The sequence below is a fragment of the Serratia quinivorans genome, assembly GCF_052113645.1.
Lineage (GTDB): Bacteria > Pseudomonadota > Gammaproteobacteria > Enterobacterales > Enterobacteriaceae > Serratia > Serratia quinivorans_B.
The window spans coordinates 116,553-142,621 of the sequence record NZ_JBIEIU010000008.1 but is presented as its reverse complement, the minus strand read 5'-3'; the positions used below and the strand labels follow the sequence as shown (position 1 = coordinate 142,621).

The window sequence follows — 26,069 nt, the reverse complement described above, 5'->3', positions numbered from 1 at the left end:
GATGGCCGCGACGATGAAAGTCATTAAGGTACTCAATAATAGCCTGGTGCTATCGACTGACGGCGATAACAATGAAGTTATCGTTATGGGCAAGGGTATTGGCTTTAACAGCAAAGTGGGTGACGTTCTCGACCCGGCCGCGATAGAGAAAGTGTATGTGGTGCAAAACAGCCAAAAGGGCCGTGATTACCTGCGGCTGATAGAAACCACGCCGGAAGAGCACATCGAGATTGTGCAGATGATCCTGGCGGAGGCCAACCGGCAGCTTAATGGGCGGATTAACGAGCAGATTTTCTTCACCCTGGCGGACCACATCAGTTTTGCCATCGAGCGCTATCACAAAGGGATCGCGATCCAGAACCGTCTGCTGTTCGAGGTGAAGCGTTTTTACCCGCAGGAGTTCGCGGTGGCGGCGCAGGCGCTGGCGCACATCAACCGGCGGCTCAACATTACGCTGCCGGAAGAAGAGGCGGGCAACATAGCTTTTCATCTGGTTAACGGTCAAACCGACGTGCAAAACATGGAGCATACGCTGCTGTCGGTGAAGATGCTGAAGGACATTTTCAATATCATCAAATACCATTTTCGCATCACTATCGACACCGATTCGCTCAATTACTCGCGTTTTCTGGTGCATATGCAGTTTTTCATTCAGCGGATGGTGGAAGGGCAGCAGATGACGTCGAAAGACGATTTTATCTTTGCGCAGGTGACCAGGGAGTATCCGCACGCCTATCGCGGCGCGTTGCTGATCCGCGATTACGTGAAGAATCTGCTGCAGATGGAAATGTCGAACGATGAGCTGCTGTATCTGGTGATCCACCTGACGCGCATCGCCGATCGGTCAGATTAGCCGGGCGGCTGTTCGCTGACCGCCTCGGTCACCAGATCGCGAAAGCGTTCGATGAGAGGGGAAGCTCGCTGGCTGCGCAGCGCCAGATAAAGTGGCGCACTGAGTTGAGCCTGCTCGGCAATGGCGCGATAAACGATGCCGTCTCCTCCCAGCCGCCGCATGGAGGCCGGCACGATCGACAGCCCCAAACCTGCGCCCACCAGACTGAGCGTGGCGGGCAGGCGCGGGGCCTCCTGAATGACACGCGGGCTGAACCCGGCGCGATGGCAGGCGGCCAGAATGGCGTCATACAAGCCCTGGCCCGCCGGCCGCCGATAAAGAATAAACGCCTCTTGAATCAACGCCGTCAGCGGCAGCGGTCGTGGGTCGAGGGTGGCCAGCGGGTGCCCAACGGGCAGGGCGATCAGCATTGGCTCGCGCAGCACTGGCTCGATCGTCAGCCCCGGTATGCTGCCGACCGGCGAACGGACAAAGGCCACGTCGAGCCGTTCCTCCACCAGGGCGTCCAACAGTTCGCCGCTGCCGGCCTCTTCTAACTGGGTGGTAATGCCCGGCAGGATCTCACGGTAACGGCGCAGCAGATTGGGCACAAAGGGGTGTAATGCGGCAGAGCTGGTGAAGCCGATGGCGATATGCCCCTGTTCACCGCGGGCGGCACGACGTACGGCTTCGGTCAGGTGTTCCGCTCGTGCCAGCAGGGTCCGCGCTTCATTGAACAGCACGCTGCCGGCCTCGGTGACGCGCACGCCACGAGGCAGACGTTGCAACAGTTTTACCCCCAATTCCTCCTCCAGCCCCTGCAACAGGCGGGTTAACGGCGGCTGCTGAATAAACAGCCGTTCGGCGGCGCGGGTGATATTGCCTTCTTCCACCACGGTAACGAACGCCCGCAGGCGGCGAAGTTCGATCATAGACATACCCGGAAGGTATCCTTATCGCTTATGAAATGCATTAGACATCATGGCATGGCGACGCGCATCATACCAGCCATCAAAATAAGCGATGTGGAACGGGCAATGTCTGAATCTGATGCGGTAAAAAATGACCGGCTTGCTGCGCCGCCGGGCAACGGCGAGTTGTTTTTGGGTTTTCTGGTGCTCGGGTTGATTGGCTTTGGCGGCGTGCTGCCGCTGGCGCGCAACATGCTGGTGGAGGACCGCCGCTGGCTCAGTGGCCAGCAGTTCACCGAGCTGCTGGGGCTGTGCCAGTTCTTACCGGGCGGCAACGTGATTAACCTTTCGGTGGCGGTAGGAATGGAGTTTCGCGGCCTGCGCGGGGCGTTTTGCGCGCTGTTGGGGTTGATCAGCGCCCCGACGGCGATCGTGGTCGGTTTGGGTATGGTTTATGCCCGCTTCCAGAATGATGCGCATGTGCAACATGTGTTTGCCGGGCTGGCTGCCGCCGCGGCCGGTTTGCTGCTGTCCACCGGGGTGAAAATGCTGTTGCCGTTACGCGGTAAATGGCTGGCGTTAGGCATTGTGGCGCTGTGCCTGATTGCCATCGCCTGGCTGCGCTTGCCGCTGTTGCCGACCATGCTGACATTGGCGCCGCTGAGCATCTTGCTGATGTGGTGGAGGGATCCCTCATGATGGCCGTCCTGATCTCGCTGGCGATCATTTTCACCGAGCTGTCACTGCTGGCATTCGGCGGCGGCATGACCATTCTGCCGGAAATGCAGCGCCAGGTGGTGGAGGTTCACCAATGGATGAGCGCGCAGGAGTTCAGCGCGCTGTTCGCCATGGCGCAGGCCGCGCCGGGGCCGAATATGATGATCGTGCCGCTGATTGGCTGGCACGTGGCCGGCTGGGCCGGGCTGCTGGTGTCCTCCCTCGCCAAGTTTGGTCCGTCGTCGATTGTCACTTTGCTGGTCATGGGCGTCTGGCGACGCTTCAAGGATAAGCCCTGGCGGCGCAGGGTTCAGAGTGGGTTGGTGCCGGTGACCGTCGGTCTGGTGGCGGCCAGTGGGGTTTTGATTGCCGAGGCTTCCGCTCCGAGCTGGCCGCTGGCGGCGATTATCCTGTTGGCCACGGTAGTGAGCATGAGCAAACGTATTCATCCGCTGTGGGTGTTGGCGGGCGGTGCGATACTGGGGTTATTGGTGGCGTAATTGTCGCTTTGGCGGCAGGAAATTCACCCTGCCGCCAAAGCGGAGAGGAAGATGGTTATTGGCGCGGCGTCAGCGTGAAGCGGGGCTTGCCGCCAGGGTTCATCACTGCGTAGTGTTTGGGGGCGGTCAGTGCCAGAAACGCCACCATGCTACCGTCGGCATTGGTCAGCGTCATGCCGTCCGGCGTCGGACGCCAGGCCACCGGCAGTTCAGTGAGCGCCAACGGTTGCAAGCACTGCTCTGAAGCGCTGAAACGGTAGGCGTTGGTCCCCTCGATCAGTTCATCGCTTAATTCAACGTTGCAGGCCGGGGCTTTGCCTTCGACATCCTTCAACTGCCAGTGTCCCTTCAGCGCAGAGGGGGCCAGCAGGGGCAGTGAACTGGCAAAGCTGGTGCTGCTTAACATAAGGCTCATAACAACTCCTGTCAGGGCAACGCGCCTGAGTGCGCGCAAAGAGAGAAATCTCGACATCGGCCACTCCTTACTGAAATCCATTAATACCATAGCATGATCCTGCGCGAGGAGTGAGCCAAGGATAAGCGATTTTAATACTCGTTTATTCTGAGGCAATGAATGACAGGCAGTATAAATTACGAGCAATTAGCTGGAGTAGTCTTTCGATTATTGTGGGCTTTATTTTTCAATGTTTTGTTTTTGCTTGTTTTAACTATTTTATGCGATTTGATTTGTCGACTTATTATTGCATTTTGCGGGGTCGCGTCACCGGACCAATTCCCTATACTGGGCTGCGGAGCTGGAATGCTTCTATTAGTTATTTTGATGAAAAGTCTGACAAAGTGAGTGAATTCCTATTGTGTAAAGGAGAATACAATGAGCCGCAATCACAATGAAGTTTTGCAAAATGACGAAGCTTTTACCGGCCAGTCGGCCACATCCCCCGATGATCCCAACTATCAGTTCTATTACCACCAAACCGGCAGTCCCTACAATGGACTGGGCTATGGCACCTATTTGACGCTGGATAATGCCAATCTCTACAGCAACCAGCGGGGTACCGGGCCGATCACCACCTGGGGCAAGACCCGCGACAATTACAGCGCCGAGCGTGCTGCCGATCAGCTGACCCGCAGCGGTTATACGCACAACGGCGATAACGTTTTCCACCAGTCGGCCGATCTGACCTTTTCCTTTCTGACGCAGGATACGCTGGATCTGATTGGCAGGACCGGGACGAATAGCAACGCCAATAAAGGGTTGGAGCCGCTGACCGAAGCGGCTAAAAGCCAGGCGTTAAAATCGATGCAGGCCTGGGCCGACGTGGCGAACGTCACCTTTACCGAAGCGGACTCCACGAGTCTGAACCACCGGGCAGATATCACCTTCGCTTACTACACCCAGAAAGCCGATGGCAGCGCAGCGGATGACAATGCCTTTGGGTACTATCCAGCGACCTCTGATCCTGCGGATGATAACAGCTACGCCGGTACGGTCTGGTTTAACAAAGGTTTCCAGTCGCACCAGGCGCCGGTACCGGGGGATTTCAGCAGCCAGACCTTCACCCATGAAATCGGTCACGCTTTGGGGTTGCTGCACCCCGGCGATTACGACGCCTCCGACGATCGGGATCCCACTTATCTCGATGACGCCGAGTATTATCAGGATTCGGTTCAATACACGATAATGAGCTATTTCAACGGTAACAACACCGGCGCCGACACCAAAGGGGTCAACGGTTACGGCCCGATGATCGACGATATCGCCGCGATGCAGAAATTGTACGGGGCCAATATGGAGACGCGCACCGGGGATTCGGTCTACGGGTTTCACTCCAATACCGGGCGTGATTTCCTTACCGCAACGGCGGATAACGGCAAGCCGGTTAACTTTGCAGTATGGGATGCGGGCGGCAATGACACGCTGGATTTTTCCGGCTACAGCCAGCAGCAGCTGATCAATCTCAATGATGGCGCATTTTCCAGCGTTGGCGGCGGCACGCAGAATGTGTCGATTGCCAACAACGCGGTGATCGAGAATGCCATTGGGGGCAGCGGTCGCGATGTGATCATCGGCAACGAACAGGTTAACTTGCTGGCTGGCAATGCCGGTTCGGACATGTTGTATGGCGGGCTGGGAGCGGACCATCTGTGGGGCGGCAAGGATGCCAACAACTCCACCGACTATTTCGTTTACCTCAATGCCAATGAGTCGACCAGCACGGCATTCGATGTGATTGAAGATTTCGAACACGGCATCGACAAGATTGACCTCTCCGGGCTGCGCTTCAATAACAGCCTGAACGAACTGCGGTTGATCGACAGCGCCGGCAGCTTTAGCGGCCAAAAAGGGGAGTTCAAACTTGATTTTGACACCTTCAACGGCACCACCGATTTACTGCTGAATACGCAAAACGACAGCTATGCGGCAGACTTCAAAATTCAGGTGGTCGGCCAGGTCGAGCAAAGCGATATTCTGTTTGCCTGATAAACTAAACAGTCTATCGCTACTCGGGAAAGAGCCTCATGGTCCTTTCAGACTGCTGACAAAGCCCGTTATTAGGGAGAGCGTGCCGAAGGGGTCGTAGCGGCTTGTCCGCCGGAGCGCCCCTCGGTGCGCTAGGCCCGGGTATCTCGGGTTCAAAGACAACTTTATCATCAAACTAAAAGGGCCTCATGGCCCTTTCTTTATACTGGAGCCACTGATGGGGTATTTTTCGCAATCTCGGTTCGATGTACGTCTTGAATGGGGGGAGAACGCCATCCAGCAGATGGCAGGTGATGTTGACTGCGTCATCATCGTTGATGTGATGTCATTTTCAACTTGCGTTAGCATTGCCGTCGGACGCGGTGCCAAGGTTTATCCCTACCCGTGGAAGGATGCCACAGCGATTGAGTATGGCGACAGACTAGGTGCAATAACCGCTAGCGCCACCCGACGTTTTGACAACGAACAATATTCTCTGTCACCGGCTTCGCTGCTTGGGATCCCGCAGGATACCCAATTGGTACTGCCATCTCCAAATGGTTCAGCATTGGCTTTTAAGGCAAGAGATTCCGGAGCTGCCGTTTTTTGCGGGTGTTTACGTAACCTTGAGGCGACGGCCGTCGCTTGCGCGGGATATCAGCGTATTCTGGTGGTGCCCTGCGGCGAGAAATGGCCGGATGGCAGTTTGAGACCGGCACTTGAGGATTGGCTCGCGGCGGGAGGGATCATTGCCCACCTTTTAGAGAGAAATCTATCATCTGAAGCACAGACAGCGGCAGCGATTTTTCAAACGTTGCCCCTGGCTGTATTACGTCAATGCAGCTCAGCTCATGAGTTGATTGAGCGAGGGTTCGCCGCCGACGTTGAACTCTGTCTGGCAATGAATGCTGATGACAAAGCCTGTCGACTGCAGGACGACCATTTCATTTACTGATCAACGTCACTGGCTTCACTGGCCTCCAGCGCAAAAGAGCCGGTGGTGATGTCACCGGCGCGTTGGTAGTGGGCGACAATCACCCCGCTGGGCGAAACAACCGATTTGGTCAGCTTGAATGCGGCGGGTGTGGCACCGTCACCGAACAGGCGTTTGCCGCCGCCGAGCACCAGCGGATAGGTCAGCAGGCGCAGTTCGTCCACCAGATCTTCGGCCAGCAGCAGTTGGATTAACTCGGTGCTGCCCTGAACCACCAAATCGGGGCCCGGACCGGCTTTTATCTCTCGCAAGCGCGCCGCGACATCCTGGCTCAGCCACTGGCTGTTTTCCCACGTCAGCGTCTCGCCCCGGTGGGTAGCGACATATTTGGTCGCCCGATTAAAGGTAGTGGCGATTTCCGCATTGAGCTTTTCGAAACCTTCTGCGTCGGGATCGGTTTCGATACGCGGCCAATGTGCAGCGAAAATATCATAAGTCTTGCGCCCCAGCAGGAGATCGAAAGACTGGGAAAAGGTCTCGCCCATGGCTGCGGCGATGCTGTCATCCCAATAGGGCACCGTCCAGCCGCCGAACTGAAAACCGCCCGTCCTGTCTTCTTCCGGCCCGCCGGGGGCCTGCATGACGCCGTCCAGGCTGATAAACGCGCCGACAATGATCTGTCGCATAGTCTCATCTCCGCTGTTGTCGCTGTCTGTAGCGCAAAGTTTAGGCAGTGGCGAGCGACAGATCCAGCCGTCGGCGTTTAGGGGCGCAATGCCTTGATCAGCGCCTGGTTAAACCGCTCAGGCTCTTCCATTTGCGGTGCATGGCCCAGACCCGGAAATTCGATCAGACTGGCATGCGGGATCATTTTCGCCACCTGTTTGCCCAGCACATTATAGTGGCCTAGCCTGGCCTTGACCGCAGGAGGGGCGATGTCACTGCCGATGGCGGTGGTGTCGGCGGTGCCGATCATCAAGGTGGTCGGCGTTTGCAGATCCTTAAACTCGTAGTACACCGGTTGGGTGAAAATCATGTCGTAAATCAGCGCCGAGTTCCAGGCCACCAGGCGATGGCCCGGCCCGTTGTTCAGCCCGGCCAACATATCGACCCAACGGTCATATTCCGGCTTCCAGCGACCGACATAATAGGTCTGCAATTCATATTGGCGAATACCGGCGGCGGAGGTTTTCAGTTCGCGATCGAACCACTGATCGACACTGCGCCACGGCACGCCCTTGGCCTTCCAGTCTTCCAGCCCAATCGGATTGACCATCACCAGCCGTTCCACCGCCTGCGGATACATCAGGCTATAGCGGGTGGCCAGCATGCCGCCGGTGGAATGACCGACGATCACCGCTTTATCGATTTTCAGGTTATTCAACAGTGCGTGGGTATTTTGCGCCAACTGCTGAAAACTGTATTGGTAGTGTGGCGGTTTGGTGGAGCTGCAAAAACCGATTTGATCGGGGGCGATCACCCGATAACCGGCCTTGCTCAACGCCTTGATGGTGTCCTGCCAGGTGGCGGCGCAGAAATTTTTGCCGTGCATCAGCACCGCCGTGTGCCCGTTGGCGTCACCCTCTGGCGGCACGTCCATGTAACCCATACTCAACGGCTGGCCCTGAGAGCTGAAGCTGAATTGCTGCAGTGGGTAAGGGTAATGGAACCCTTGCAGCTCCTGGCCGTATTTCGGCGTGTCGGTTGCTGCGGTGGCGGTAAAGGCGGTGAGGGCGAGGGGGAACAGTATATGACGGGTCAATCTCAGCATCCTGATGTCCTTGTAAAAATCGGCAAGAGTCTGAGTATAGCCGCAAAGGCCCGGCCTCCTCGATGAAAAGCAGGCCGGAGGGGATTAGGCGCTGCGTAACTGCTGCTGACGCTCAAGCTGTTGATTGAATTGCTGGGCGCTCCAGCCATCTTGCAGCGCCTGCATCAGCAATTGCTGCTGAGTCTGCGGAGCCAGACCAGCCAGCGGTGGGTCACTGTCCAGATTGGTGGGGAAAGAGTAACCGTCCGCAGCTGCCGCAATGGTTGCCGCCAGCTCTGCACCTTGCAGTTCTGCGGCTTGATAGCGCCGCAGCAGCGCCGGATAGATCTCTTGCAGCAGGCGCAAGCGGTTGACGGTTTCCATCGGTTTGCCGAATGCCGACGAAACTTGCAGCAGATTGGCGATACGGACATGGTCGTGGGTGACATTATTGCCGGCGGCATGGAACAGCGCCGGGTTAAAGAACAGCGTATCTCCCTGTTCCAGCGGCAATTGCACGGCATGTTGCTGGAAATAGTCGATAAACTCCGGCCGACGCCAGGCCAGATAACCGCCCGGATACTGATGAGAGAACGGCAGTAACTGAGTCGGGCCGGACTCCAGCGGCATCGCTGAATGCGCCACCGCGCCTTGCAACGTCAGGTACTGTGACAACAGTTGCAGCGGCAGCGGAAAACGCTGCACGTCGTGATTTTCCTGGAATCCCAGGTGGTAATCACGGTGCGGCTGCTGCGCTTTTCCCCCAGGCCGCACTACGTTGACCTGCGCGGTCATTTGATACCAGGGACCGAGCCAGGCCTCACTGACCAGCGCCAGCGTCGGGTTGGCGTAGTAGTCGATAAAGGATTCGGGATCCTGTTGGGCGGCCTTTTGCAGCGAATTCCAGATGCGGCCATTGTTACCGGCGGCAGAAAAGTGATCGCCGGCGTTCCCCCTGGCGGCTTCCTCTCGGAAAATGGCGTCGAAAACCCGGTTATGGCGCTCTATCACCGTCTTATCGGGGTAGGCGTTTTTAATCACCAGCACGCCGGGGCCGGAGGAAAGCGCCCGGTGCAGCTCGCTCAGCACTGCGGTTTTATCGGTTTGGGCACACTCCAGCAGCGTGGCGGCGTGATAAATCAGCACGTTTTTCTGTGCCTCGGCGGCAAGCGGATATTGACTCAATGTGAGTGACTGCTCACATAACAGACTAAAGTCATTCACTGAAAGCTGATCCGGATGTAAAAACAAAGTTTCAGTCATGATGCGCTCCCTAGCTCAGGCTCAGAGGGTGGTCAGGTTTGGGGGAGCCGCCGTCGCCGCAGCCGATCACTCCCTGGTCGAAGTCGACAATGGCACCGGTCATCATCCCGGACTCTTCAGACAGCAGGAAGGCCACCGCGCGTGCCACTTCCCGTGGTTTCAACAAGCGTCCAAACGGCTGTTGCCGCTCTGCCTGCGCCAGCCAGTCCTCGTCGGCGTCATGATACTGGCGTTGGATCTCATGCTCATGCGGCGTATCCATCCAGCCGATGTTCAGGCCGTTAACCCGGATGCGGTTGCGCATGGCGCTAAAGGCGACGTTCTTGGTCAGGGTGATCAGTGCGCCTTTCGACGCGGCATAAGGGGCCAGAAACGACTGACCGCCGTGTGCAGTAATGGTGATGATGTTGACGATGGCACCGGCCACCTGGTGTTTGATCATCACCTTGATGGCTTCCTGCATCAGGAAGAAGGGCGCACGAATATTGACGGCGAAAATGGCGTCAAACAGTTCGGGCGAGGTGTCGATTATGGTGCCGCGGTCGGACATACCGGCGCAGTTAACCAACCCGTGCAGGGTACCGAAACTGTTCTCCGCTTCGGCGATGACGTTGCGGCAGGCAGCCGGATCGGCAATGTCAGCGGCGATAAATCGGGCGTCACAGCCGGTTGCGCGCAGCTTCTCTGCCTGTGCGGCTCCCGCTTTCTGATTGCGGCCGCACAGCATCAGACCGGCGGCCCCGCGCTCCGCCAGCAGTTGCGCCACCGCCGCGCCCAAACCTTGGGTCGCCCCTGTTACCACGTAATAATTGCCGGAAAACATAGTGTTTACATTCTCGTGCATTGCGTCAGCCTCAGATAATTTTTGATATTAAAAATCAAACAGTTGTTTTTATCTTCATCTTGCTATCGGTAACCCTAGCATCTACATTTTGTTAACAACACCTCACTGAAACCTCAAAAAGACCTCAATTTGGCGACGCTATGAAATTCTCTCTCAAACAAATTGCCGCGCAGGCGGGTGTCAGCAAGGCAACGGTCGATCGCGCACTGCATCAGCGCGGCAAGGTGCATCAACAAACGCTGCGGCGTATTGAGCAAGCGCTGCAGGATCTGGAAAACCAACAGCGCAGCGTCTTGGCCAGCGGCCGCACGCTACCGATTGACGTGGTGATGCATACGCCACAGCGCTTCAGCCAACTGGTTACGCAAGCGCTGTGCAGCCAGCTCGGGGCCTTTGTGCCGTTCCGCATTACGCTGCGTTTTCATATTTTTGAACAGATCAGCACCGGCGAACTGCAGCAGGTGCTGGAGCGCTGCCGCAGCCAGGGTTCCTACGGCGTGATCCTGAAGGTCAGCGACGAGCAATTGCTCAATGACAGCGTCGATTTGTTGCAGCATCAGGGAATACCGGTGGTGACGATAGTCACCGATCTGCCGCAAAGTCGGCGCATCAGCTATATCGGCATGGATAACCGTGCCGCCGGTCGCACTGCGGCTTATCTGTTGGCGCGCTGGTTGCCGCCGCAGCCGCAGCGGGTGGCGGTGGTGATCAGCAGCCAGGGGTTTCGCGGCGAGGAAGAAAGAGAGAGTGGTTTTCGTCAATGGCTACGGGAAAGGGCGCCGCACCTCAGCGTGGTGGACATCAGCGGTGGGCTGGGGGTCCATGCTCCTACGCTGGCGCGCGTGATGGAAACGTTGCGCTGTCACCCGGATATTCACGCGGTGTACAGCGTCGGCGGTGGCAACTCTGCCATTGTTGAGGCCTTCAACCGACAGCAACGGCCACTGGCGGCGTTTATCGGCCACGATTTGGATCAGGAGAATCGCCAACTGTTGGCGCAAGAGCGAATCGATGCGGTGATCGATCACGATTTGCAACGGGATGCGCGCAATGCCTTCCAGGGCATTTTGCAATACCACGGGTTTGTTCCCGGCCCTATCGCCACGCATGCCTTTTCTAGAATTAGCGTGGTTACGCCGTTTAATCTCGGGATGGCCGACGAACCTACCACTGGTGTTTAAAACAGGGAGGTGGAAGTATTACCACCGGCGAACCGGTGGCGGAAGAAAAACGCAATAGGGTAACTACACCCAACCCTTGGCGCGGAACTCATGCAGTGTTTTGGCGACGAACGTCATCTCTTGTGGGGTTCCCAGGGAGATGCGGCACCAGGTATCCGCAGGGGGGAAGGCGCGGCCAATCAATACGCCAGCCTCTTTCATGTGCTGCTGGTACGTGTTTAGCGGTACGCTGAGCTGGTGAAACACGAAATTTCCCTCAGAGGGGAGATAGGGAATGTTCAGTGCCTTCAACGCATCTAACAGGATTTGGCGCGAGGTATCGTTACTTTTCTTGCTGTAGGTAATGAATGCCTGATCGTCCAGCGAGGCTAGGGCGGCATCGACGCCGCAGAAGTTAATTTTCTCGCCGGCAACATGGTTGGTCAGGCGGGCGATAATCGTCGGATGCGCGACGGCATAGCCAACGCGCATGCCTGCCATAGCGAAGATTTTTGAAAAGGTCTTTAGCAGGATTACGTTATCCACACCTTGCTTAAACAACGGGCCGACAGAACGAAAGCGCGGATCATTGACGAACTCGGCGTAAGCCTCGTCAACAATAAACACAGTATTGACCGGTTTGGCGGCGATCCAGGGTTCGATCAAATCAGCCGGCGTGATAGTGGCGGTAGGGTTATTCGGGTTGACCAGATATACCAGGGAAGGCCCGTCGTAGTTTGCCACCGCCTTCTTCAGCCCATCAATGTCGAACTGCCATCCATCGAGCATCGGTACTTTGGTGATTTTCATCCCGGCGATTTTGGCGAAATGCTCGCCGTCGCCATAAGTCAGCTCAGGGATCACCAACTGAGTATCGAGCGTGGCGTAAGCCTCTACCGTCGCACGTATCCCTTCGGATGAGCCAGCCGTCAATAGAATCGCCGTTTCCGGTACCTGATATTGACTGGCCAGCTTGTTGCGCAGAGCGATAATTTCATCTTTGGCATAGCGGTTGGCTTTCACCACCGCATCACGCGCCGCGGCCTGCGCTTTTGGCGACATGCCGAGAGGATTTTCGTTGAAATTGATGCGGATTGGATGTTCTGCAGTTGGCGCGACGAAGGGGGTGTTGCCTGACGTAGCGTCTGCCAATGCGCTGCGGTTCAACCCCGCCAGTGCAATGCCGCCAGCCAGGGCCCCAGAGAGTTTTAACAGTTGTCTACGCTTAACGTTTAAGGTATCGCTTTCTTGCATGTGTTTGTTCTCCTTGTTGATTAAGTTGCCAAGAAAACAAGGCAGAAAACATGCCAACTTTTAATTTATTGATTTTAATGAGTTAAAATAAATGGGTGCATTATATTGCACCATGGTGAGTAGGCAACTGCACCATGATGCCGTCTTCGTTATGCCGCCGGGCGTCGCCACAACCCAGTCAACCTGCCGGGTGGGGTAAACATCACCAGGTTGCCGAGCAGGATCAGGCACAGGCCAATCACCGCATTGCTGTGCCACTGATAGCCTTCATACAGGGTTGAAATGGTCAACGCCACCAGCGGGAACAGCAGGGTGCTGTAGGCCGCCGCCCCGGCGCCGATCCGCCCCAACAGGCTGAAATAGGCCGCAAAGGCAATCACCGAACCGAAAATCGCCAGATACAGCAACGAGCCGATATAGCGGGTGCTGAACTCCATCTGGAATGACGCGCCCTGGGCCAGGGCAATCAGCGCCATCAGGATTGCGCCGTAACTCATGGCATAGGTATTGGTGGAAAGAATGTCCAGCCCGTGTCGCTGGTGACGGGCGCTGATCATATTGCCCAGAGAGAAACCGTAGGTGCCGAGTGCGCTCAGCCCGATGCCTTTCAACAGCTCCGGTGCCATTTGCGTAGCCACCAGATCTTGCCAGAACAGCGCGACGATCCCGCTCAGGCCCAACACCGCCGCCGGCAGCAGGTTCGGGCTGGGGCGCTGGCGAAAGAAGATCATGCCGTTAACCGCGTTGAACAGCACCGCCATCGAGAAAATCACTGACTCCAACCCGCTGCTGATATAGGCGGCAGCGTGGTAAAAACAGTAGAAATTAAAACCGAACACGCAGCAACCTTGCAGGATGCAGAACAGATGGTCGCGCGGTGCGATGCGGCGCAGGCGGCGAGCCAGCAAGAGAATGACGAACATCACCGCGGCGGAAACCACAAAACGGTAACTGATGGAAACGGGAATGGCCACCGGCCCCTGTTGCTGCAGGGTAATGGCAATCCAGGTGGTGCCCCAAATCAGCACCACGGCAAGGTACAACAACGCGTTCATAATAAACTCCGGCAAAATAGATGGGCTCAGTATCCGCCGTGGCCCGCCATCGCGCTTTCAGCGCTTTGCGAACAATTGCATATTCTTGCGCTTTTTTTGGCGAAAGGGCGTGCCGACGGCTGGTATGGCGCAGCACCACTCTCTACACTGAGGGGAGTGAAAAAAACGGGGTCGGTGATGTCCAGATACAAGGCATTTGAAACGCTGCGGGAACATAAAGCGCGGTTGCACAACAGCGTGCAATTGGGTTCCGGCGTGGAGCTGGCCGCCTGGTCCAACTGCAACGACCGTGTTACTCAGGAAAGCGCCGACCACCATACCCTGAGCCTGTATGTTGCCGACGGTTACGAGTGCTATCAAAAAGTGCCCGGCGGTTGGAAAAACGGCGGTGGCCCGGACCGTTTCTGCATTATGCCGCGTCAATTTGAATCCACCTGGGACGTGCGCAGCGATCTGTCTTTTGTCCACCTTTACTGTACCGATCGGCACCTGCGTCAGGTGGCGGAACAAATCTGGGATCGCAGCCCGGCGTCGATAAACCTGGTGCCCAACGCCTTTGCCGAAGACCGGCAAATCACCTTGCTGTACCGCCAGTTTTTACTCAGCTGCAATTGGCAGGAACGGGCCAATCAACTGGCTCTCAGCAGTGCCACTACGCTGTTGATGACCTATCTGGTTCAGCGCTACAGCCAATTGCAATGGAGATTGCCGCAGCTGCGCGGCGGTCTGGCACCGGCCGTGGCCAAGCGGGTGAAAGAGTATATCGAGCACCATCTGGACCTGCCGCTGCTGCTGGCCGATCTGGCGGCGCAGGCCGGGCTGAGCGAGTTCCATTTCGCTCGTATGTTCAAGCATGATACCGGCCTGGCACCGCACCAGTTTGTGATGCGCGCTCGGCTGCAGCAGGCGGAAAAACTGCTGCGCCACAGTCAACTGCCGCTGACGCAGATTGCGCTGGAGTGCGGTTTCAGCTCCGCCAGCCATTTCAGCAACCGCTTCAAAGCAGCCTATGGCTTTTCCCCAACGCAGATGCGTCAGGGGCGTTAACCGCAACAGGAGAGAACATGGAACAGCAGTTCGCAGGACTTGGCGTGTTGTTTGTCGCCGGATTTGGGCCTATTACCCAACAAACAGAGCACAGCAAGGCGTTTTATGTCGAAACTCTGGGGCTGCCGTTGAAGCCGATGGAAGGCAATGCCGATTATCTGTTGAGCGAACATGGTGCGCTGGAGGGGGTAAAACACTTTGCCCTGTGGCCGCTGGCGCAGGCTGCGCAGTCGTGTTTCGGCAGCGATCAATGGCCGGCTGACCTGCCGATACCCCAGGCCTGGATGGAGTTTGACGTCGCCGATATGGCGCTGGCTACCCAGGGGCTGATTGACCGCGGCTACCGCCTGTTGATTGCCAACCGCGAAGAGCCGTGGGGCCAGAGCGTCACCCGGTTGCTCAGCCCGGAAGGGCTGTTGATTGGCGTCACCTTTACCCCTTGGCTGCGTGATTAACTGGCGTGTGCTGAACTCCCTCGCCGCTGGTGGGGGAGTATATTATTTTTTAGACGTCTTTATTATTAGCTTATTCAAAACATCAATTAATAAGCTTATCTCTTCCGAACTGTTCTTTGATTCACTATGGTAATTCCTGTTATTAAGATAAAAACAGACCCTACCGTTCGTTATTTCCTTGTGTTTACCACTTGAATTAACGTCGTGCGCTCATAATGACGGGGCCAGGATAATCAAATAGAGATAATTCTTATATTCCCATCCCCGTACTAAAATAATAATGATTCTCGTTTTCAACCACGGAGAGGGAGAGGGAACTATGAGTCAATTAACAAGGGTAGGGAAGGTAGGATTAATATCCCTGGGAATGACGATGATATTACCTGCGGCAATGGCTGAGAATGTCACGATATCCAATAAGGAGGCTGTGCCACAGCGAAATAATTCGCAGTTTATTGCCGTCGGAAAAGTGGTGCAGGTCACGTTTGGCGACTTCGCTTTCAAGCTGGATTTTATCGATGACAAAACCATGACTTTCATCGGTATTGGCGAGGCCTCACAGGGAGTGACCGACACCGTTCAATATACGGCGGTAGAGATACGTTCCGGGGTCTATATGGTTTACTGGAGCGAGCCTAAGTCTGGCGACAATGTTACCCATGTCGAGGATTTCCAGCGCGGCGAGGTATACACCAATATCGCCGGCAAGGACGGGACGTTCACCCATCTGAAAGGGCAGTTGAAAATCGTCGGTCATTCTGGAAAATAAAGGAGTCGTAATGAAAAAGGTATTTATCCCGTGGGTTATTCTCGGCAGCATGCTGGCCCATTACCCCGCATTGGCAGTTGAAAATAACGAACCGCTTAAAATTGCCGGAAATAAACATCTGCACGATCAGAAGAAATTAAAAGTGGTTGAAGAACTGTACGCGGGTTTCTTTAATAAGCATGATGTCAGCGTGGCACAACGGTTGATTGTGGAAAACTACAAGCAGCATAATCCGTTTGTCGGCGACGGAATTAAGCCCTTCCTGGATTTCTTCAGCCAGAATTTTAAAGAGAATCCGCAATTCAGTGCGAAAATATACCGCAGTGCGGTCAGCGGCGATCTGGTATTTGTTCACGTAGGGTATAAAAACAACCCGCAAGATCGCGGTACCGCCAGCGTAGATATTTACCGGGTGAACAATCAGGGAAAAATCACCGAACACTGGGACGTCAATCAGGAAGTGCCGGAGAAATCGGTCAACGGCAACACCATGTTCTAACGCTGCGGGGCTGCTGGAGCAGCCCCGTCATTCATTTGCGACCACCCTCGACCTGCTTGAACTGGCTGCGTATCTGCAGACAGTTGATCAGCACCAGCACCGCCGTGACGGCAAACACCCAACGGAAGCCCATCAGCGCCGAAACCCCGGAGCCAATCAACGGGCCTACCACGTTGCCGAGATACATAAACGACTGGTTATAGCCAAAGATGCGGCCGGTGACCTGATCGGAAGAGTATTTTAGTAACAGTGTCTGCACCGCGGGCATCAGGGCGCCATCGGCAAACCCCAGCAGAAAACGCAGGATCCCCAACTGAAGCGGTGTTTCCACCCAGGCCATGATGGCGAACAGCACGGTAGTGAGCCCCAATGCCGCCAGCAGAATGCGTGCGGTGCCGATACGGTCACCCAACCGGCCGAGGCGCGGGGCGGAGATCAACGCGGCAACGCCAGGTACGGCGGCGATCATGCCGCTAATAAAGGCAATGTTGCCGCTATCACCGGACAAATCCTTGATAAACAGCGTCAGTATCGGGCTGATGGAGGAATTGGCTAATTGGATCATCAGGGTGCTGATGAACAGAGTCACAATCAGCGTGGGATAGGGCAGCGACTGGAAGACAGCCTTACCGCTCAATCGATCGGCTTTTTTTACCTCGATACGACGTTCTTTTATCAGGAACAAAGTGATCAGGAAACTGACGAACATCAGCCCTGCGGTAACGAAAAACACGACGCGCAGGCCCAAATGGTCGGCCATCAGCCCGCCGAGCAGCGGACCGGCAATCACCCCGGAAATCTGGCCGGTAGACAAGGTGCCCAGTGCCCAGCCGCTTTTATCGCGCGGCACCTGTGAGGCAACCAGCGCCATCGCATTGGGAATATAGCCGGAGGTCAGGCCCATCAACGCGCGTAGCGCAAACAGCTGATAAACATTGGTGACCATGCCTTGCAGCGCAATGACGATTGCCATGCCCAGTGAGGCTCGCAACAGCATTAGTTTGCGGCCTTTGCGGTCCGCCAGGCTGCCCCACAGCGGTGACACCAGTGCGGACACCAAAAAGGTGCCGCTGAACACCAGGCCGGACCAAATGCTGAGCGACTGATGGCCACTAACGCCGAGCTGTTCGACGTACAGCGGCAGAAAAGGGAGGATTTGGCTCATTGCCAGCCCGGTGAAGAAACAGCCGAGCCAGACCGAAATCAGATTGAGTTTCCACGCTTCCATCAGCTTGTCGTACCACTTTGAATTAGGAGGGAATTATTGAGCAAGATAATAATAACACCGGTTATCAGGTGTTGCCGGATCAAATAAGTGAGCAAAAGTAAAACCCGCCGGGCGGCGGGGAGAGTTACTGCTGATTGTCCTGTTCCACGGCGTCATACAGCCGCTGCAGAATGTCCGGAAAGGCGGACTGCACGCGGTTCCAACTGGGCACAAAGGGTTTGTCGCCGGGGTTTTCGCTAAAGGCATGGCCCGCCTGCGAAATAACCCGGGAAAAGAGCTCGACCGCCGATTCCTCGCTGTGGCGATCAAAGCCCAGTCCGTTCATTTTGGCGTCGTGTTCGAAGGCGTCGATCATATCCAGCGCGGTGCGGTAATAAGTGGCGCGCAGCACACGGAAAGAATCGTTGGTAATCGGCACCCCCTGGATCGCCAGCTTACGGTACAGCGCCTTGGTGATGTCGCTTGCCATGCGTTGCAACCCGGTGTGTGGATCATCCTCCGACATCGGTTGATGCTTGTGGTCGTAATGGTCGGCAATGTCCACCTGGCAGATGCGGTTGGTGGCGGTGTTGCGGTGGATCTCCGACAACACGCCGATCTCCAGCCCCCAATCGCTGGGAATGCGCAGGTTGTTGAGAATATGGGTGCGCATGGCGAACTCGCCGGAAAGCGGGTAGCGATAGCTGCGCAGATAGTCGAGAAAATCCGAGTTGCCGTAGACTTTTTGCAACGATTTCAGCAGCGGAAACACCAGCAGGCGCCCCACACGGCCGTTCAGCTTGCCGTCGGCTACCCGGGCGTAATAGCCCTTGCAGAAGTCATAATGAAACTGCGGATTGGCTACCGGATACAGCAGGCGTGCCAGCATGCGCCGATCATAGGTGACAATGTCACAGTCATGCAGCGCCACACAACTGCTGCGGCGTGATGCCAGGGTGTAGCCGACGCAAAACCACACGTTGCGCCCTTTGCCCGGTTCGTTGGGGGCCAGGCCTTCGGCGCTAAGTTGCTCGGCAATCGCCGTCAGACGCGGTCCATCATTCCACAAGATGCGGTGGCGCTGCGGCAGGCGTGAAAAGAAGCTTTTGGCGTGCAGGAACTGCTGATGGTTGGCGCGATCCAGGCCAATCACAATCTCTTCCAGATAGGGCACTTGCGCCAGCGTATCGACGATCTTGTCCAGCGCGGGGCCTTCCAGTTCGGAATAGAGCGAAGGCAAAATCAACCCCATGGTGTTGCGGCCGGAGAACACCTGCAGCTCATATTCCAGCTCGGCCAATTCACGGTGGGCGAGGTTGTGGAAGTTGGTGATGATGCCGTCTTGATAAAATTCACTCATGGTGGGCGCTCCCGTTCAACAGAAAATGGTCCAACCCTTCGCTCCAGCCTTGCGGGCCCTGTTGCTGCGTGCGGTACAGTCGGCCGGAAAAGTCAGCCGGTAAGTCGAGCGGTTTGGCTTGTTGGCCGCGGATCAACACCGCCAGGTCGCTGGCGTGCAGTAGCGAGAGATCGTTAGGGCCATCGCCCAGGCTGAGGGTGGTTAGCGGGCAGCTTCGGCTTAATTGAAAGTGCGCGGCCAGCCAGCGTGCGGCGTGGCCCTTGCTGGTCTGACGGCTGATCACGTGATAAAAACGGCCGCCCTGAACCAGATGCAGATCATGCTGGGCCAGCAGCGTGCAGAAGTGATCCCGCTGTGCGTCGGTCCCGCCCCACAGCAGCGGTTCGGAGCCTGCACGCAGTCGTGCCTGGTGCGCTTGCTTCAAGGTTAATCCGGTCCATTGCGCTACCGTCGCGTCATCCACGTCGGCAAACCCCTGAAAGGCGAAACCGGTCTGGCGGCGCAGCTCCCGCAAGGTTGCCGTCAGGTTGGGGTAATCCATGCCCAGGTTTTGCGACGGGGAGTCGGGTGGGTGACGCCAGCCTGCGGGGAAGACAATTTGCGCGCCATTTTCGGCGATAAAGGGCCAGTGGCTCAGCCCCAATTGCTGCTGCCACGTGCTGACTTCGGCGGCGGTTTTGCTGGTGGCGATAATCAGCGGTATCTGCATTCGCGCCAGACGATCCAGCCAGGGTTGTGCCGCGTGCCAGCGGTAACTGTGATGATCCAGCAGCGAACCGTCCAGATCGGTGAAAATTAACAGGTTGGGGCTCAGTTTCAGCATTTCATCTCCATTCTATCGTGCACAATTTGCTGATAAATAGGCGGATTACTTTGTTTTTAACCAGATAGGCCAGTGCGATATGGGCACCGTGCGGGGTGTTAAAGTGTGATGCAAGTCACAATTAACCCTAACGGGTTATCGGCGAGGGCGCAAGTTTCGACCAATGAAAATGGCAGGGAGCCTTTGGTTTTACATGGCAAAATGAGGAGGTAACAGATTTGCGGAGGGCTTAGGGGGCAATCAGTCGATTGAATAATATTTGCTGAATATCCTGCTTTTGTGCAAGAAAAGCGTGCACGGTAATGAGTGAATCTTCCAGCGAGTAGATGACGCGATAGCCATTTACCGTATTACATTCACGGTACTTATCACAGCCAATCTTTAAAAGTTCAGGGCATATCTGACAACCGGTTGAAAACTGACTTACCCTTGCTTCAAACGCGTTGATGATCTCGCCCACGACAGGCATCGGAGGGACATTATTGGTTTTAAGATGACGGATAATCTCGACCAGAGTGCTTTTTGCTGTTGCGGTATACTCAATATTAAGCTGTTCCTTCATGCGACATCTCCTTTTTACCGCATTAGTTATCTATATCAGCCAGTAACTGGTCGCGGGTATAAACTTTCCCTTCTTTTTTGTCTTTTTCAGACAGCGTTAGCAATTTAAGCAGGGCAATAGCGTCATCCCGTTGCTTGCGCTCTTTATAAGACTCGATCACATAAGCCGGAGTGCCATTTTGCGTCACCAAAATAGGTTCAGACAAATCGAGTGCGGCGGCGTGTTTCTTTACATAGCTAATGGTTTCAACTTTCATATCGGTCTCCTCGCTGAACGAATGTGTCAAATTTAGTCCATATTAAGACCACAAGCAATGCGCCAGACAGAACCAAATCTGATACTTTGTGTTAGAGCGATTCTCGCCACCCACTGACCCTATGTTTATTGAATCAGGAGGCAAACGTGCCCCAGGAAAATCAGACCATTAACCTGCGCCCTATGGTCGAAACGGATCTGCCGGCCGCCTATCGGCTATCGCAACAGGCGCAGTGGCCGCATCGGCTGGAAGATTGGCAGCAGTCATGGTCATTGGGGGGCGGCGTAATTGCCGAGGCCAGCGGTGAGGTGGCAGGCTGTGCGCTACGCTGGCTGTGGGGCGAACACCGTGCCACGCTGGGGCTGGTGATTGTCGCCGAGCAGCACCGAGGGCAAGGCATCGCTAGGGCAATGATGCAGCAGTTGATGGCACCATTGAGTACTTATCAGCTGCAATTGGTGGCAAGCGATCAGGGCAAGCCGCTGTATCAGCAATTGGGGTTTGTCGAACAAGGTACCCTGGCGCAGCATCAATGCCGGGAGTTGCCGCTACGCGATGCTGCACCGTTGCCAAACGGGCTAAGTCTTCGTCCGGCTTTGCCTGCGGATATTGGCTTACTTAGTGAGCTGGATTTGCTTGCCAGTGGCATGCAGCGTCAACCGCTGTTGGTAGAGTTACTGGCTAGTGCCGGGCAGGCGCTGGTGCTGGAGCGGCAGGGGATTGCCGTCGGTTTTGCCCTGCGACGTCGTTTTGGTTATGGCAGCATGATTGGCCCGGTGGTGGCGTCAGATCCTGCCGACGCGATCGCCTTGATTGACTCCCTGTGCCAACCCTGCGGTGGCCAGTTCGTGCGGGTGGATACCCCCTTGGTCAGCGGCCTTAGCCCATGGCTGAACCAGCGTGGTCTGCCTTGCGTGGATACACCCACTATCATGGTTCGTGGCACGCCTTATAGACCGGATTATTCTCTTGCACAGACTTTTGCACTGGTTTCGCAAGCCTGGTCTTGACATCCTCCCGCCCAAAAGGAGCGGGATTCCTACCGCGTTCAGACCGAAGCCTGACTCACCTCGGTGGGTTCCTGCTTCAACGAGTGGTCTGACTGCACCATCCCTCTGCAGGCAAGAACGGCATGTCCTGCCGCTAAAATGTTACGAGCGCCGTTGATATCGGCGTTCGCGGTATATCCACATGCCTGACACGCAAATTTACTTTGCGACAGTCGGTTTTCTTTCCCTATATGACTGCAGCATGCGCATCGCTGGCTGGTATATGCCGGAGGGACTGCCAGCACCTGACCACCTTGCCAGAGCTGCTTGTACTCAAGCTGACGACGCATTTCATACCAGCCCTGATCCAGTATCGAACGGTTTAAGCCTGATTTAGCCCTGGTGTTTCGTCCGGGCTGTTCCGTCGTGCCTTTCGCCGACTTCGACATGTTACTGACCTTCAAGTCCTCAATTGCGAGTTTCGTAATTCCGGCATCTACCCCGACCATTGACGATGAGTTGTGAGCGGGTTCAGCAACTTCGTATTCAGTCTGGATGCTGACGTACCATTTACCGCTTGACTGGCTGACGGTAACATTCTTCACTTCACCCATGATTTCGCGGCTGTTGCGGTAGCGGATCCAGCCCAACTTTGGCAACGATAAACGACTATTGGCTTGATCGATCTTCACGCCTTGTGGGTAGCGGAATGCATTATTCTTACCGAGCTTTTTGAATCGGGGGAATGCGGCACGCTTCTGGAAGAAATTCTTGTAGCCGCGCTCTAGGTCTTTCAACGACTGTTGCAACGGCTGAGATGGAGCTTCTTTAAGCCATCGGGTGTCCGGATCGGATTTCCACGCAATGAGCCATGAGGCCATTTTGGTGTAGGGAATATACTTGTTTCCAGCCTTATGGTTCTCATTCTGAAGTGCCAGCGCACGGTTAAAAACGAAGCGACAAGCCCCTGCGAAGCACCGCATATCTCGCTCCTGCTGACCATTTGGTCTTAACTGGAATTTGAAGGCTTGAAGTCGTTTCATTATCGCTATTATACCTTGGTCCCTATGACAACAGAAATCGATATTAGTCAGAAAATCGCACCTTATATCCCCGTTCTGAAATATGGGGATATAAGGTGCAACTGATTAAATTGAAATTAAAGCTTCACGGCAGTGCATTGCCCAAATGTTGTGCAATAGTTATCAACTGATGACTCTGTTGTAACCGCAGGATTTGCCGTTCCTGCGCCGCCGTCCGCCGCCGCGCGTGAAATCTTCCCCAGCAGTCCGCAATTGGCACAGGCCATGCATTGTCATCATCGCGCTTTGTTACCCGGGTAACAGGGGCAGTTTGGTGACAACTTAACAACAGCGGATCCACTATGGCAGAACACCTCGATGTGATTGCACAAATAGAAGCGTCGTTTGCGGTGCAAACCCCCACCGGAAAACGCATCGCCGGATATCTGTTGGCCAATTTGCCGCAGGTGCCGTTTGAGACGGCCGACAGCATTGCCCGCAGTACCGCCACCAGCGGTATTTCAGTCGGGCGCTACCTGCGCAGTCTGGGTTACCGCAACCTTGAGGATTTGAAACGCACGCTGCGTGAGCAGGGTACGGCCTTGCATCAGCCCTGGGGCGTGACCGATCGCCTGGGGGCTTACCGGCGACGGCGCGAACAACCACAACCGCAAAAGCTGCGTCAGGCGTTAACGCTGGAGCTGGAGGCGATCGAACACGTTTATCAATTGGCCGGCGGTGAAGCCTTTGCGCAGGTCAGCCGCCAACTGGCACAGGCGGAAGCGGTATTTGTCGTGGGGATCCAGTCAACGCGTGGCATCGCTAATGCCTTCTACAGCCACCTGGAATACCTGCGGCCCAAGGTCTATTACGCGGACGGGCTGTCCGGTACCTACGTGGAATCACTCAATTCAGAATTCAGTGCGCCATACCTGGTGCTGACGGACACCCGCGCGTATTCGACCATCGCACAAAAATACTGCCAGGCGGCCTGTGCGCGGGGACTGCGGCTGGCGCTGATTACCGATATTTACTGCCCGTGGGCGCGGGATTACCCGCTGGACCTGCTGCAGGTGAAAACCGACACCGGCCAGTTTTGGGATTCGCTGGCCCCGTTCAGTTGCCTGTTCAATCTGCTGCTGTCCTCGGTGCTGGAACAGGGCGGCGCGGCGGTGGAGCAACGGCTGGCCAACAACCGCATTCTGCAAAAAGAGCTGGGGCAATTTGAATCTTAACCGCTATGGGAAAACGCAATGAGTGACAACGTAACCTTAACCGATCTGGCCGAGGCCTTTCCCGACCTGCCGATCGAGTTGAAATATGCCGGTGCCGACAACCTGACCGGCCGGGCCATCTACCTTGAGAATCGCTGTCTGCTGCATCCCGATGCGGTGCAGGGGTTGGAAGGTTGCCTGCGGGCGGCGAAGCTGGCCGGTTTTTCCCTGCTGGTGTTCGACGCGTACCGGCCGCAGCAGGCGCAGGCGCTGTTATGGCAGGCGTGCCCGGATCCGCAATATGTCACCAGCACCGAGACCGGTTCGCACCACAGCCGTGGCGTCGCGATCGACGTGACGCTGCTGGACGCCGAGGGCGTTGCGCTGGATATGGGTACCGGCTTTGATGAAATGAGCGAGAAATCGCACCCGTTTTACCCTGATTTCCCTCCGGAGGTGCAGCGCAACCGGCTGCTGCTGAATGCGGTGATGGCCGCCGGAGGTTTTCGCGGTATCGCCAGCGAATGGTGGCACTTTGAGCTGCCCAACGCCGATGATTACCCGCTGCTGGCCGATCGCTTCGGCTGTTTTTCTTACGATTAAAACAACACACATTCAACGCATCAGGAGCTTTGTTTATGAATCAGATCAAATACGCCGCGCTGGCGGCAGCAGTGACGTTGGGCCTGGCGGGTATCGGGCAGGCTCAGGCGGCGGTGCCCAAGGACATGCTGGTGATTGGCAAAGCGGCCGACCCGCAGACCCTGGATCCGGCGGTGACTATCGATAACAACGACTGGACGGTGACTTACCCGGCTTACCAGCGGTTGGTGCAGTACAAAACCGAAGGCGGTAAAGGTTCGACTCAGGTCGAGGGCGAACTGGCCGAAAGCTGGACCCATTCAGACGACCAATTGGTTTGGACCTTCAAACTCAAACCCGGCAACAAGTTTGATGACGGTTCGGACGTGAACGCCGAAGCGGTCAAGTGGTCGTTCGAGCGGCTGATGAAGATAGGTCAGGGGCCGTCCGAGGCCTTCCCGAAAGATCTGCAGGTCACGGTGGTGGATCCGTTGACGGTGCGTTTCAACCTGAAAACGCCGTTTGCGCCGTTCCTGTACACCCTGGCCAATGATGGGGCCGGTATCGTTAACCCGGCGATCGCCAAGGCCAATCCGGCGGACGAGGGCAAAGCCTGGCTGGCGAATCACAGTGCCGGTTCCGGCGCGTACAAACTGGATCGCTGGCAGAAGGGCCAGCAACTGGTGTTGGTGCCGAACCCGCATTACAGCGGGGCCAAACCGGCGTTCAAACGCGTCACGGTGAAAATCATCGGTGAAAGCGCCACCCGCCGTCTGCAACTGACCCGGGGCGATCTGGACATTGCCGAATCGCTGCCTATCGACCAGCTCACGGCTCTGAAAAGTGAAAACCAGGTGGCGGTCAACGAGTACCCGTCGCTGCGGGTGACCTATTTGTACCTTAACAACGGTAAAGCGCCGCTGAATCAGGTGGATCTGCGCCGTGCCATTTCTTATGCCGTGGATTACCAGGGCATGGTGAAGGGCATTCTTGGCGGTAACGGCAAACAGATGCGCGGGCCGATCCCGGAAGGCATGTGGGGCTACGACGCCGATGCTCAGCAGTACAGCCAGAATGCGGACAAGGCCAAAGCGGCGCTGGGGGCGGTGAAGGACAAACCGGCTTCGCTGAACTTCCTGTATTCGATCAGCGATCCTAACTGGGAGGCGATAGCGCTCTCGGTGCAGGCCAGCCTGGCGACGGTCGGCATCAACGTCAAGCTGGAAAAACTGGCCAACGCCACCATGCGGGATCGCATCGGTCAGGGCAATTACGACATCGCCATCGGCAACTGGAGCCCGGATTTCGCCGACCCCTATATGTTCATGAACTACTGGTTTGAATCCGACAAGAAAGGGTTGCCGGGCAACCGGTCGTTCTACAGCGACCCGCAGGTGGATGCTTTGTTGAAGAAAGCGGTATCGGTGTCCGATCAACAAATCCGTACCGCCGATTATCAGGCGGCGCAGAAAATCGTCATCGACCAGGCGGCCTACGTCTATCTGTTCCAGAAAAACTACCAGGTGGCAATGAACAAACAGGTGAAGGGCTTTGTGTATAACCCGATGCTGGAGCAGGTGTTCAACGTTGGGCAGATGAGTAAGTAATCTTTTTCGGGCGGCCGTTTGGCTGCCCCTGCACC

General features: G+C 56.1%; 28 protein-coding genes. 14 read left to right on the top strand and 14 right to left on the bottom strand.

Going from position 1 to position 26,069, the window contains the following annotated elements:
• The first annotated feature begins 13 nt into the window (after positions 1-13).
• Positions 14-853, top strand: a complete 840-nt coding sequence (gene licT, locus ACGS9J_RS16060; RefSeq protein ID WP_442231861.1) for a BglG family transcription antiterminator LicT — start codon at positions 14-16, stop codon at positions 851-853.
• Here licT and ACGS9J_RS16055 read toward each other — a convergent pair.
• Complete coding sequence (locus ACGS9J_RS16055; protein WP_442231860.1) at positions 850-1,770, bottom strand: LysR substrate-binding domain-containing protein; 921 nt, start codon at positions 1,768-1,770, stop codon at positions 850-852. The genes licT and ACGS9J_RS16055 overlap by 4 nt on opposite strands.
• A 99-nt stretch (positions 1,771-1,869) precedes the next feature.
• Between ACGS9J_RS16055 and ACGS9J_RS16050 the strand changes: the two genes are divergently transcribed.
• Positions 1,870-2,442, top strand: a complete 573-nt coding sequence (locus ACGS9J_RS16050) for a chromate transporter (RefSeq protein ID WP_442231859.1) — start codon at positions 1,870-1,872, stop codon at positions 2,440-2,442.
• Entirely contained in the window at positions 2,439-2,960 is a 522-nt protein-coding gene (locus ACGS9J_RS16045; RefSeq protein WP_442231858.1) for a chromate transporter, read from the top strand. Before ACGS9J_RS16050 ends, ACGS9J_RS16045 begins: the two co-directional genes overlap by 4 nt.
• Positions 2,961-3,015: 55 nt before the next feature.
• Here ACGS9J_RS16045 and ACGS9J_RS16040 read toward each other — a convergent pair whose 3' ends face one another.
• On the bottom strand, positions 3,016-3,375 hold the full coding sequence (locus ACGS9J_RS16040; protein WP_442231857.1) for an AprI/Inh family metalloprotease inhibitor: 360 nt from the start codon (positions 3,373-3,375) through the stop codon (positions 3,016-3,018).
• Positions 3,376-3,792: 417 nt separating this feature from the next.
• On the opposite strand from ACGS9J_RS16040, the gene ACGS9J_RS16035 reads away from it, so the two are divergent.
• Positions 3,793-5,403: a serralysin family metalloprotease gene (locus ACGS9J_RS16035; RefSeq protein WP_442231856.1), complete on the top strand. Its 1,611-nt coding sequence runs from the start codon at positions 3,793-3,795 to the stop codon at positions 5,401-5,403.
• Positions 5,404-5,620: 217 nt separating this feature from the next.
• Positions 5,621-6,337, top strand: a complete 717-nt coding sequence (locus ACGS9J_RS16030; RefSeq protein ID WP_442231855.1) for a 2-phosphosulfolactate phosphatase — start codon at positions 5,621-5,623, stop codon at positions 6,335-6,337.
• Here the strand turns inward: ACGS9J_RS16030 and ACGS9J_RS16025 are convergent.
• The 4 genes from ACGS9J_RS16025 to ACGS9J_RS16010 form a co-directional block, all read right to left on the bottom strand.
• Positions 6,331-7,002, bottom strand: coding sequence for a dihydrofolate reductase family protein (locus ACGS9J_RS16025; RefSeq protein WP_442231854.1), 672 nt, complete (start codon positions 7,000-7,002; stop codon positions 6,331-6,333). The genes ACGS9J_RS16030 and ACGS9J_RS16025 overlap by 7 nt on opposite strands.
• A 77-nt stretch (positions 7,003-7,079) precedes the next feature.
• Positions 7,080-8,087, bottom strand: a complete 1,008-nt coding sequence (locus ACGS9J_RS16020; RefSeq protein WP_442231853.1) for an alpha/beta fold hydrolase — start codon at positions 8,085-8,087, stop codon at positions 7,080-7,082.
• 84 nt (positions 8,088-8,171) lie between these two features.
• Positions 8,172-9,329: a phytanoyl-CoA dioxygenase family protein gene (locus tag ACGS9J_RS16015; protein ID WP_442231852.1), complete on the bottom strand. Its 1,158-nt coding sequence runs from the start codon at positions 9,327-9,329 to the stop codon at positions 8,172-8,174.
• A gap of 10 nt (positions 9,330-9,339) precedes the next feature.
• A complete protein-coding gene (locus tag ACGS9J_RS16010; protein ID WP_442231851.1) occupies positions 9,340-10,173 on the bottom strand; it encodes an SDR family oxidoreductase in 834 nt (277 codons plus the stop codon).
• A gap of 140 nt (positions 10,174-10,313) precedes the next feature.
• Here ACGS9J_RS16010 and ACGS9J_RS16005 point away from each other — a divergent pair, with 140 nt between their 5' ends.
• The gene (locus tag ACGS9J_RS16005; protein ID WP_442231850.1) at positions 10,314-11,354 is read left to right on the top strand and encodes a LacI family DNA-binding transcriptional regulator; all 1,041 of its coding nucleotides are present in this window, start codon (positions 10,314-10,316) and stop codon (positions 11,352-11,354) included.
• A gap of 63 nt (positions 11,355-11,417) precedes the next feature.
• Here ACGS9J_RS16005 and ACGS9J_RS16000 read toward each other — a convergent pair whose 3' ends face one another.
• Both ACGS9J_RS16000 and ACGS9J_RS15995 read right to left on the bottom strand, forming a co-directional pair.
• Positions 11,418-12,587, bottom strand: a complete 1,170-nt coding sequence (locus tag ACGS9J_RS16000; RefSeq protein WP_442231849.1) for a pyridoxal phosphate-dependent aminotransferase — start codon at positions 12,585-12,587, stop codon at positions 11,418-11,420.
• Positions 12,588-12,736: 149 nt separating this feature from the next.
• Positions 12,737-13,642 carry a DMT family transporter gene (locus tag ACGS9J_RS15995; RefSeq protein ID WP_442231848.1) on the bottom strand — a complete coding sequence of 302 codons (906 nt, stop codon included), beginning with the start codon at positions 13,640-13,642 and terminating at the stop codon, positions 12,737-12,739.
• A gap of 177 nt (positions 13,643-13,819) precedes the next feature.
• Here ACGS9J_RS15995 and ACGS9J_RS15990 point away from each other — a divergent pair, with 177 nt between their 5' ends.
• From ACGS9J_RS15990 to ACGS9J_RS15975, 4 genes are all read left to right on the top strand, one after another.
• The gene (locus ACGS9J_RS15990; RefSeq protein WP_442231847.1) at positions 13,820-14,689 is read left to right on the top strand and encodes a helix-turn-helix transcriptional regulator; all 870 of its coding nucleotides are present in this window, start codon (positions 13,820-13,822) and stop codon (positions 14,687-14,689) included.
• A 17-nt stretch (positions 14,690-14,706) separates the two neighbouring features.
• On the top strand, positions 14,707-15,144 hold the full coding sequence (locus tag ACGS9J_RS15985; protein ID WP_442231846.1) for a glyoxalase: 438 nt from the start codon (positions 14,707-14,709) through the stop codon (positions 15,142-15,144).
• 319 nt (positions 15,145-15,463) lie between these two features.
• Positions 15,464-15,913 (top strand): MoaF-related domain-containing protein, encoded by a 450-nt coding sequence (locus ACGS9J_RS15980; RefSeq protein WP_442231845.1) that lies wholly within the window; start codon positions 15,464-15,466, stop codon positions 15,911-15,913.
• Between the two features lie 10 nt (positions 15,914-15,923).
• The gene (locus tag ACGS9J_RS15975; RefSeq protein WP_442231844.1) at positions 15,924-16,412 is read left to right on the top strand and encodes a nuclear transport factor 2 family protein; all 489 of its coding nucleotides are present in this window, start codon (positions 15,924-15,926) and stop codon (positions 16,410-16,412) included.
• Positions 16,413-16,443: 31 nt separating this feature from the next.
• On the opposite strand, the gene ACGS9J_RS15970 is transcribed toward ACGS9J_RS15975, so the two are convergent.
• The 5 genes from ACGS9J_RS15970 to ACGS9J_RS15950 form a co-directional block, all read right to left on the bottom strand.
• Complete coding sequence (locus ACGS9J_RS15970; protein WP_442231843.1) at positions 16,444-17,640, bottom strand: multidrug efflux MFS transporter; 1,197 nt, start codon at positions 17,638-17,640, stop codon at positions 16,444-16,446.
• A 124-nt stretch (positions 17,641-17,764) separates the two neighbouring features.
• Positions 17,765-18,979 (bottom strand): glycosyl transferase, encoded by a 1,215-nt coding sequence (locus ACGS9J_RS15965; protein WP_442231842.1) that lies wholly within the window; start codon positions 18,977-18,979, stop codon positions 17,765-17,767.
• Positions 18,972-19,802, bottom strand: a complete 831-nt coding sequence (locus ACGS9J_RS15960; RefSeq protein WP_442231841.1) for a mannosyl-3-phosphoglycerate phosphatase-related protein — start codon at positions 19,800-19,802, stop codon at positions 18,972-18,974. The genes ACGS9J_RS15965 and ACGS9J_RS15960 overlap by 8 nt, the downstream gene beginning before the upstream one ends.
• Before the next feature lie 229 nt (positions 19,803-20,031).
• Positions 20,032-20,364 carry a type II toxin-antitoxin system RelE/ParE family toxin gene (locus ACGS9J_RS15955; RefSeq protein WP_442231840.1) on the bottom strand — a complete coding sequence of 111 codons (333 nt, stop codon included), beginning with the start codon at positions 20,362-20,364 and terminating at the stop codon, positions 20,032-20,034.
• A gap of 22 nt (positions 20,365-20,386) precedes the next feature.
• A complete protein-coding gene (locus tag ACGS9J_RS15950) occupies positions 20,387-20,620 on the bottom strand; it encodes a type II toxin-antitoxin system Phd/YefM family antitoxin (RefSeq protein WP_442231839.1) in 234 nt (77 codons plus the stop codon).
• A 146-nt stretch (positions 20,621-20,766) separates the two neighbouring features.
• On the opposite strand from ACGS9J_RS15950, the gene ACGS9J_RS15945 reads away from it, so the two are divergent.
• Entirely contained in the window at positions 20,767-21,630 is an 864-nt protein-coding gene (locus tag ACGS9J_RS15945; protein ID WP_442231838.1) for a GNAT family N-acetyltransferase, read from the top strand.
• 38 nt (positions 21,631-21,668) lie between these two features.
• Here ACGS9J_RS15945 and ACGS9J_RS15940 read toward each other — a convergent pair whose 3' ends face one another.
• Positions 21,669-22,652: an RNA-guided endonuclease InsQ/TnpB family protein gene (locus tag ACGS9J_RS15940; RefSeq protein WP_442231837.1), complete on the bottom strand. Its 984-nt coding sequence runs from the start codon at positions 22,650-22,652 to the stop codon at positions 21,669-21,671.
• Positions 22,653-22,993: 341 nt separating this feature from the next.
• Between ACGS9J_RS15940 and ACGS9J_RS15935 the strand changes: the two genes are divergently transcribed.
• Genes ACGS9J_RS15935 through ACGS9J_RS15925 form a run of 3 tightly spaced genes read left to right on the top strand, consistent with a single transcriptional unit; the run spans position 22,994 to position 26,034 of the window.
• Positions 22,994-23,866, top strand: a complete 873-nt coding sequence (locus tag ACGS9J_RS15935; protein ID WP_442231836.1) for a MurR/RpiR family transcriptional regulator — start codon at positions 22,994-22,996, stop codon at positions 23,864-23,866.
• Positions 23,867-23,884: 18 nt separating this feature from the next.
• Positions 23,885-24,448: a D-alanyl-D-alanine dipeptidase gene (ddpX, locus tag ACGS9J_RS15930; RefSeq protein ID WP_442231835.1), complete on the top strand. Its 564-nt coding sequence runs from the start codon at positions 23,885-23,887 to the stop codon at positions 24,446-24,448.
• Positions 24,449-24,483: 35 nt separating this feature from the next.
• Positions 24,484-26,034 (top strand): ABC transporter substrate-binding protein, encoded by a 1,551-nt coding sequence (locus tag ACGS9J_RS15925; RefSeq protein WP_442231834.1) that lies wholly within the window; start codon positions 24,484-24,486, stop codon positions 26,032-26,034.
• Positions 26,035-26,069 lie beyond the last annotated feature (35 nt).

What these genes read in the sequence shown, in the direction of transcription:
- ACGS9J_RS16030 (WP_442231855.1), top strand. Translation starts at nt 5,621, where the DNA reads ATGGGGTATTTTTCGCAATCTCGGTTCGATGTACGTCTTGAATGGGGG.
- ACGS9J_RS15990 (WP_442231847.1), top strand. Translation starts at nt 13,820, where the DNA reads ATGTCCAGATACAAGGCATTTGAAACGCTGCGGGAACATAAAGCGCGG.
- ACGS9J_RS15995 (WP_442231848.1), bottom strand. Translation starts at nt 13,642, where the DNA reads ATGAACGCGTTGTTGTACCTTGCCGTGGTGCTGATTTGGGGCACCACC.
- ACGS9J_RS16015 (WP_442231852.1), bottom strand. Translation starts at nt 9,329, where the DNA reads ATGACTGAAACTTTGTTTTTACATCCGGATCAGCTTTCAGTGAATGAC.
- ACGS9J_RS15975 (WP_442231844.1), top strand. Translation starts at nt 15,924, where the DNA reads ATGAAAAAGGTATTTATCCCGTGGGTTATTCTCGGCAGCATGCTGGCC.
- ACGS9J_RS16055 (WP_442231860.1), bottom strand. Translation starts at nt 1,770, where the DNA reads ATGTCTATGATCGAACTTCGCCGCCTGCGGGCGTTCGTTACCGTGGTG.
- ACGS9J_RS16045 (WP_442231858.1), top strand. Translation starts at nt 2,439, where the DNA reads ATGATGGCCGTCCTGATCTCGCTGGCGATCATTTTCACCGAGCTGTCA.
- ACGS9J_RS15960 (WP_442231841.1), bottom strand. Translation starts at nt 19,802, where the DNA reads ATGCTGAAACTGAGCCCCAACCTGTTAATTTTCACCGATCTGGACGGT.
- ACGS9J_RS15985 (WP_442231846.1), top strand. Translation starts at nt 14,707, where the DNA reads ATGGAACAGCAGTTCGCAGGACTTGGCGTGTTGTTTGTCGCCGGATTT.
- ACGS9J_RS15935 (WP_442231836.1), top strand. Translation starts at nt 22,994, where the DNA reads ATGGCAGAACACCTCGATGTGATTGCACAAATAGAAGCGTCGTTTGCG.
- licT (WP_442231861.1), top strand. Translation starts at nt 14, where the DNA reads ATGAAAGTCATTAAGGTACTCAATAATAGCCTGGTGCTATCGACTGAC.
- ACGS9J_RS15980 (WP_442231845.1), top strand. Translation starts at nt 15,464, where the DNA reads ATGAGTCAATTAACAAGGGTAGGGAAGGTAGGATTAATATCCCTGGGA.
- ACGS9J_RS15965 (WP_442231842.1), bottom strand. Translation starts at nt 18,979, where the DNA reads ATGAGTGAATTTTATCAAGACGGCATCATCACCAACTTCCACAACCTC.
- ACGS9J_RS16010 (WP_442231851.1), bottom strand. Translation starts at nt 10,173, where the DNA reads ATGCACGAGAATGTAAACACTATGTTTTCCGGCAATTATTACGTGGTA.
- ACGS9J_RS16000 (WP_442231849.1), bottom strand. Translation starts at nt 12,587, where the DNA reads ATGCAAGAAAGCGATACCTTAAACGTTAAGCGTAGACAACTGTTAAAA.
- ACGS9J_RS15940 (WP_442231837.1), bottom strand. Translation starts at nt 22,652, where the DNA reads ATGAAACGACTTCAAGCCTTCAAATTCCAGTTAAGACCAAATGGTCAG.
- ACGS9J_RS15970 (WP_442231843.1), bottom strand. Translation starts at nt 17,640, where the DNA reads ATGGAAGCGTGGAAACTCAATCTGATTTCGGTCTGGCTCGGCTGTTTC.
- ACGS9J_RS15955 (WP_442231840.1), bottom strand. Translation starts at nt 20,364, where the DNA reads ATGAAGGAACAGCTTAATATTGAGTATACCGCAACAGCAAAAAGCACT.
- ACGS9J_RS16035 (WP_442231856.1), top strand. Translation starts at nt 3,793, where the DNA reads ATGAGCCGCAATCACAATGAAGTTTTGCAAAATGACGAAGCTTTTACC.
- ACGS9J_RS16005 (WP_442231850.1), top strand. Translation starts at nt 10,314, where the DNA reads ATGAAATTCTCTCTCAAACAAATTGCCGCGCAGGCGGGTGTCAGCAAG.
- ACGS9J_RS15925 (WP_442231834.1), top strand. Translation starts at nt 24,484, where the DNA reads ATGAATCAGATCAAATACGCCGCGCTGGCGGCAGCAGTGACGTTGGGC.
- ACGS9J_RS16040 (WP_442231857.1), bottom strand. Translation starts at nt 3,375, where the DNA reads ATGAGCCTTATGTTAAGCAGCACCAGCTTTGCCAGTTCACTGCCCCTG.
- ACGS9J_RS16020 (WP_442231853.1), bottom strand. Translation starts at nt 8,087, where the DNA reads ATGCTGAGATTGACCCGTCATATACTGTTCCCCCTCGCCCTCACCGCC.
- ddpX (WP_442231835.1), top strand. Translation starts at nt 23,885, where the DNA reads ATGAGTGACAACGTAACCTTAACCGATCTGGCCGAGGCCTTTCCCGAC.
- ACGS9J_RS16050 (WP_442231859.1), top strand. Translation starts at nt 1,870, where the DNA reads ATGTCTGAATCTGATGCGGTAAAAAATGACCGGCTTGCTGCGCCGCCG.
- ACGS9J_RS15950 (WP_442231839.1), bottom strand. Translation starts at nt 20,620, where the DNA reads ATGAAAGTTGAAACCATTAGCTATGTAAAGAAACACGCCGCCGCACTC.
- ACGS9J_RS16025 (WP_442231854.1), bottom strand. Translation starts at nt 7,002, where the DNA reads ATGCGACAGATCATTGTCGGCGCGTTTATCAGCCTGGACGGCGTCATG.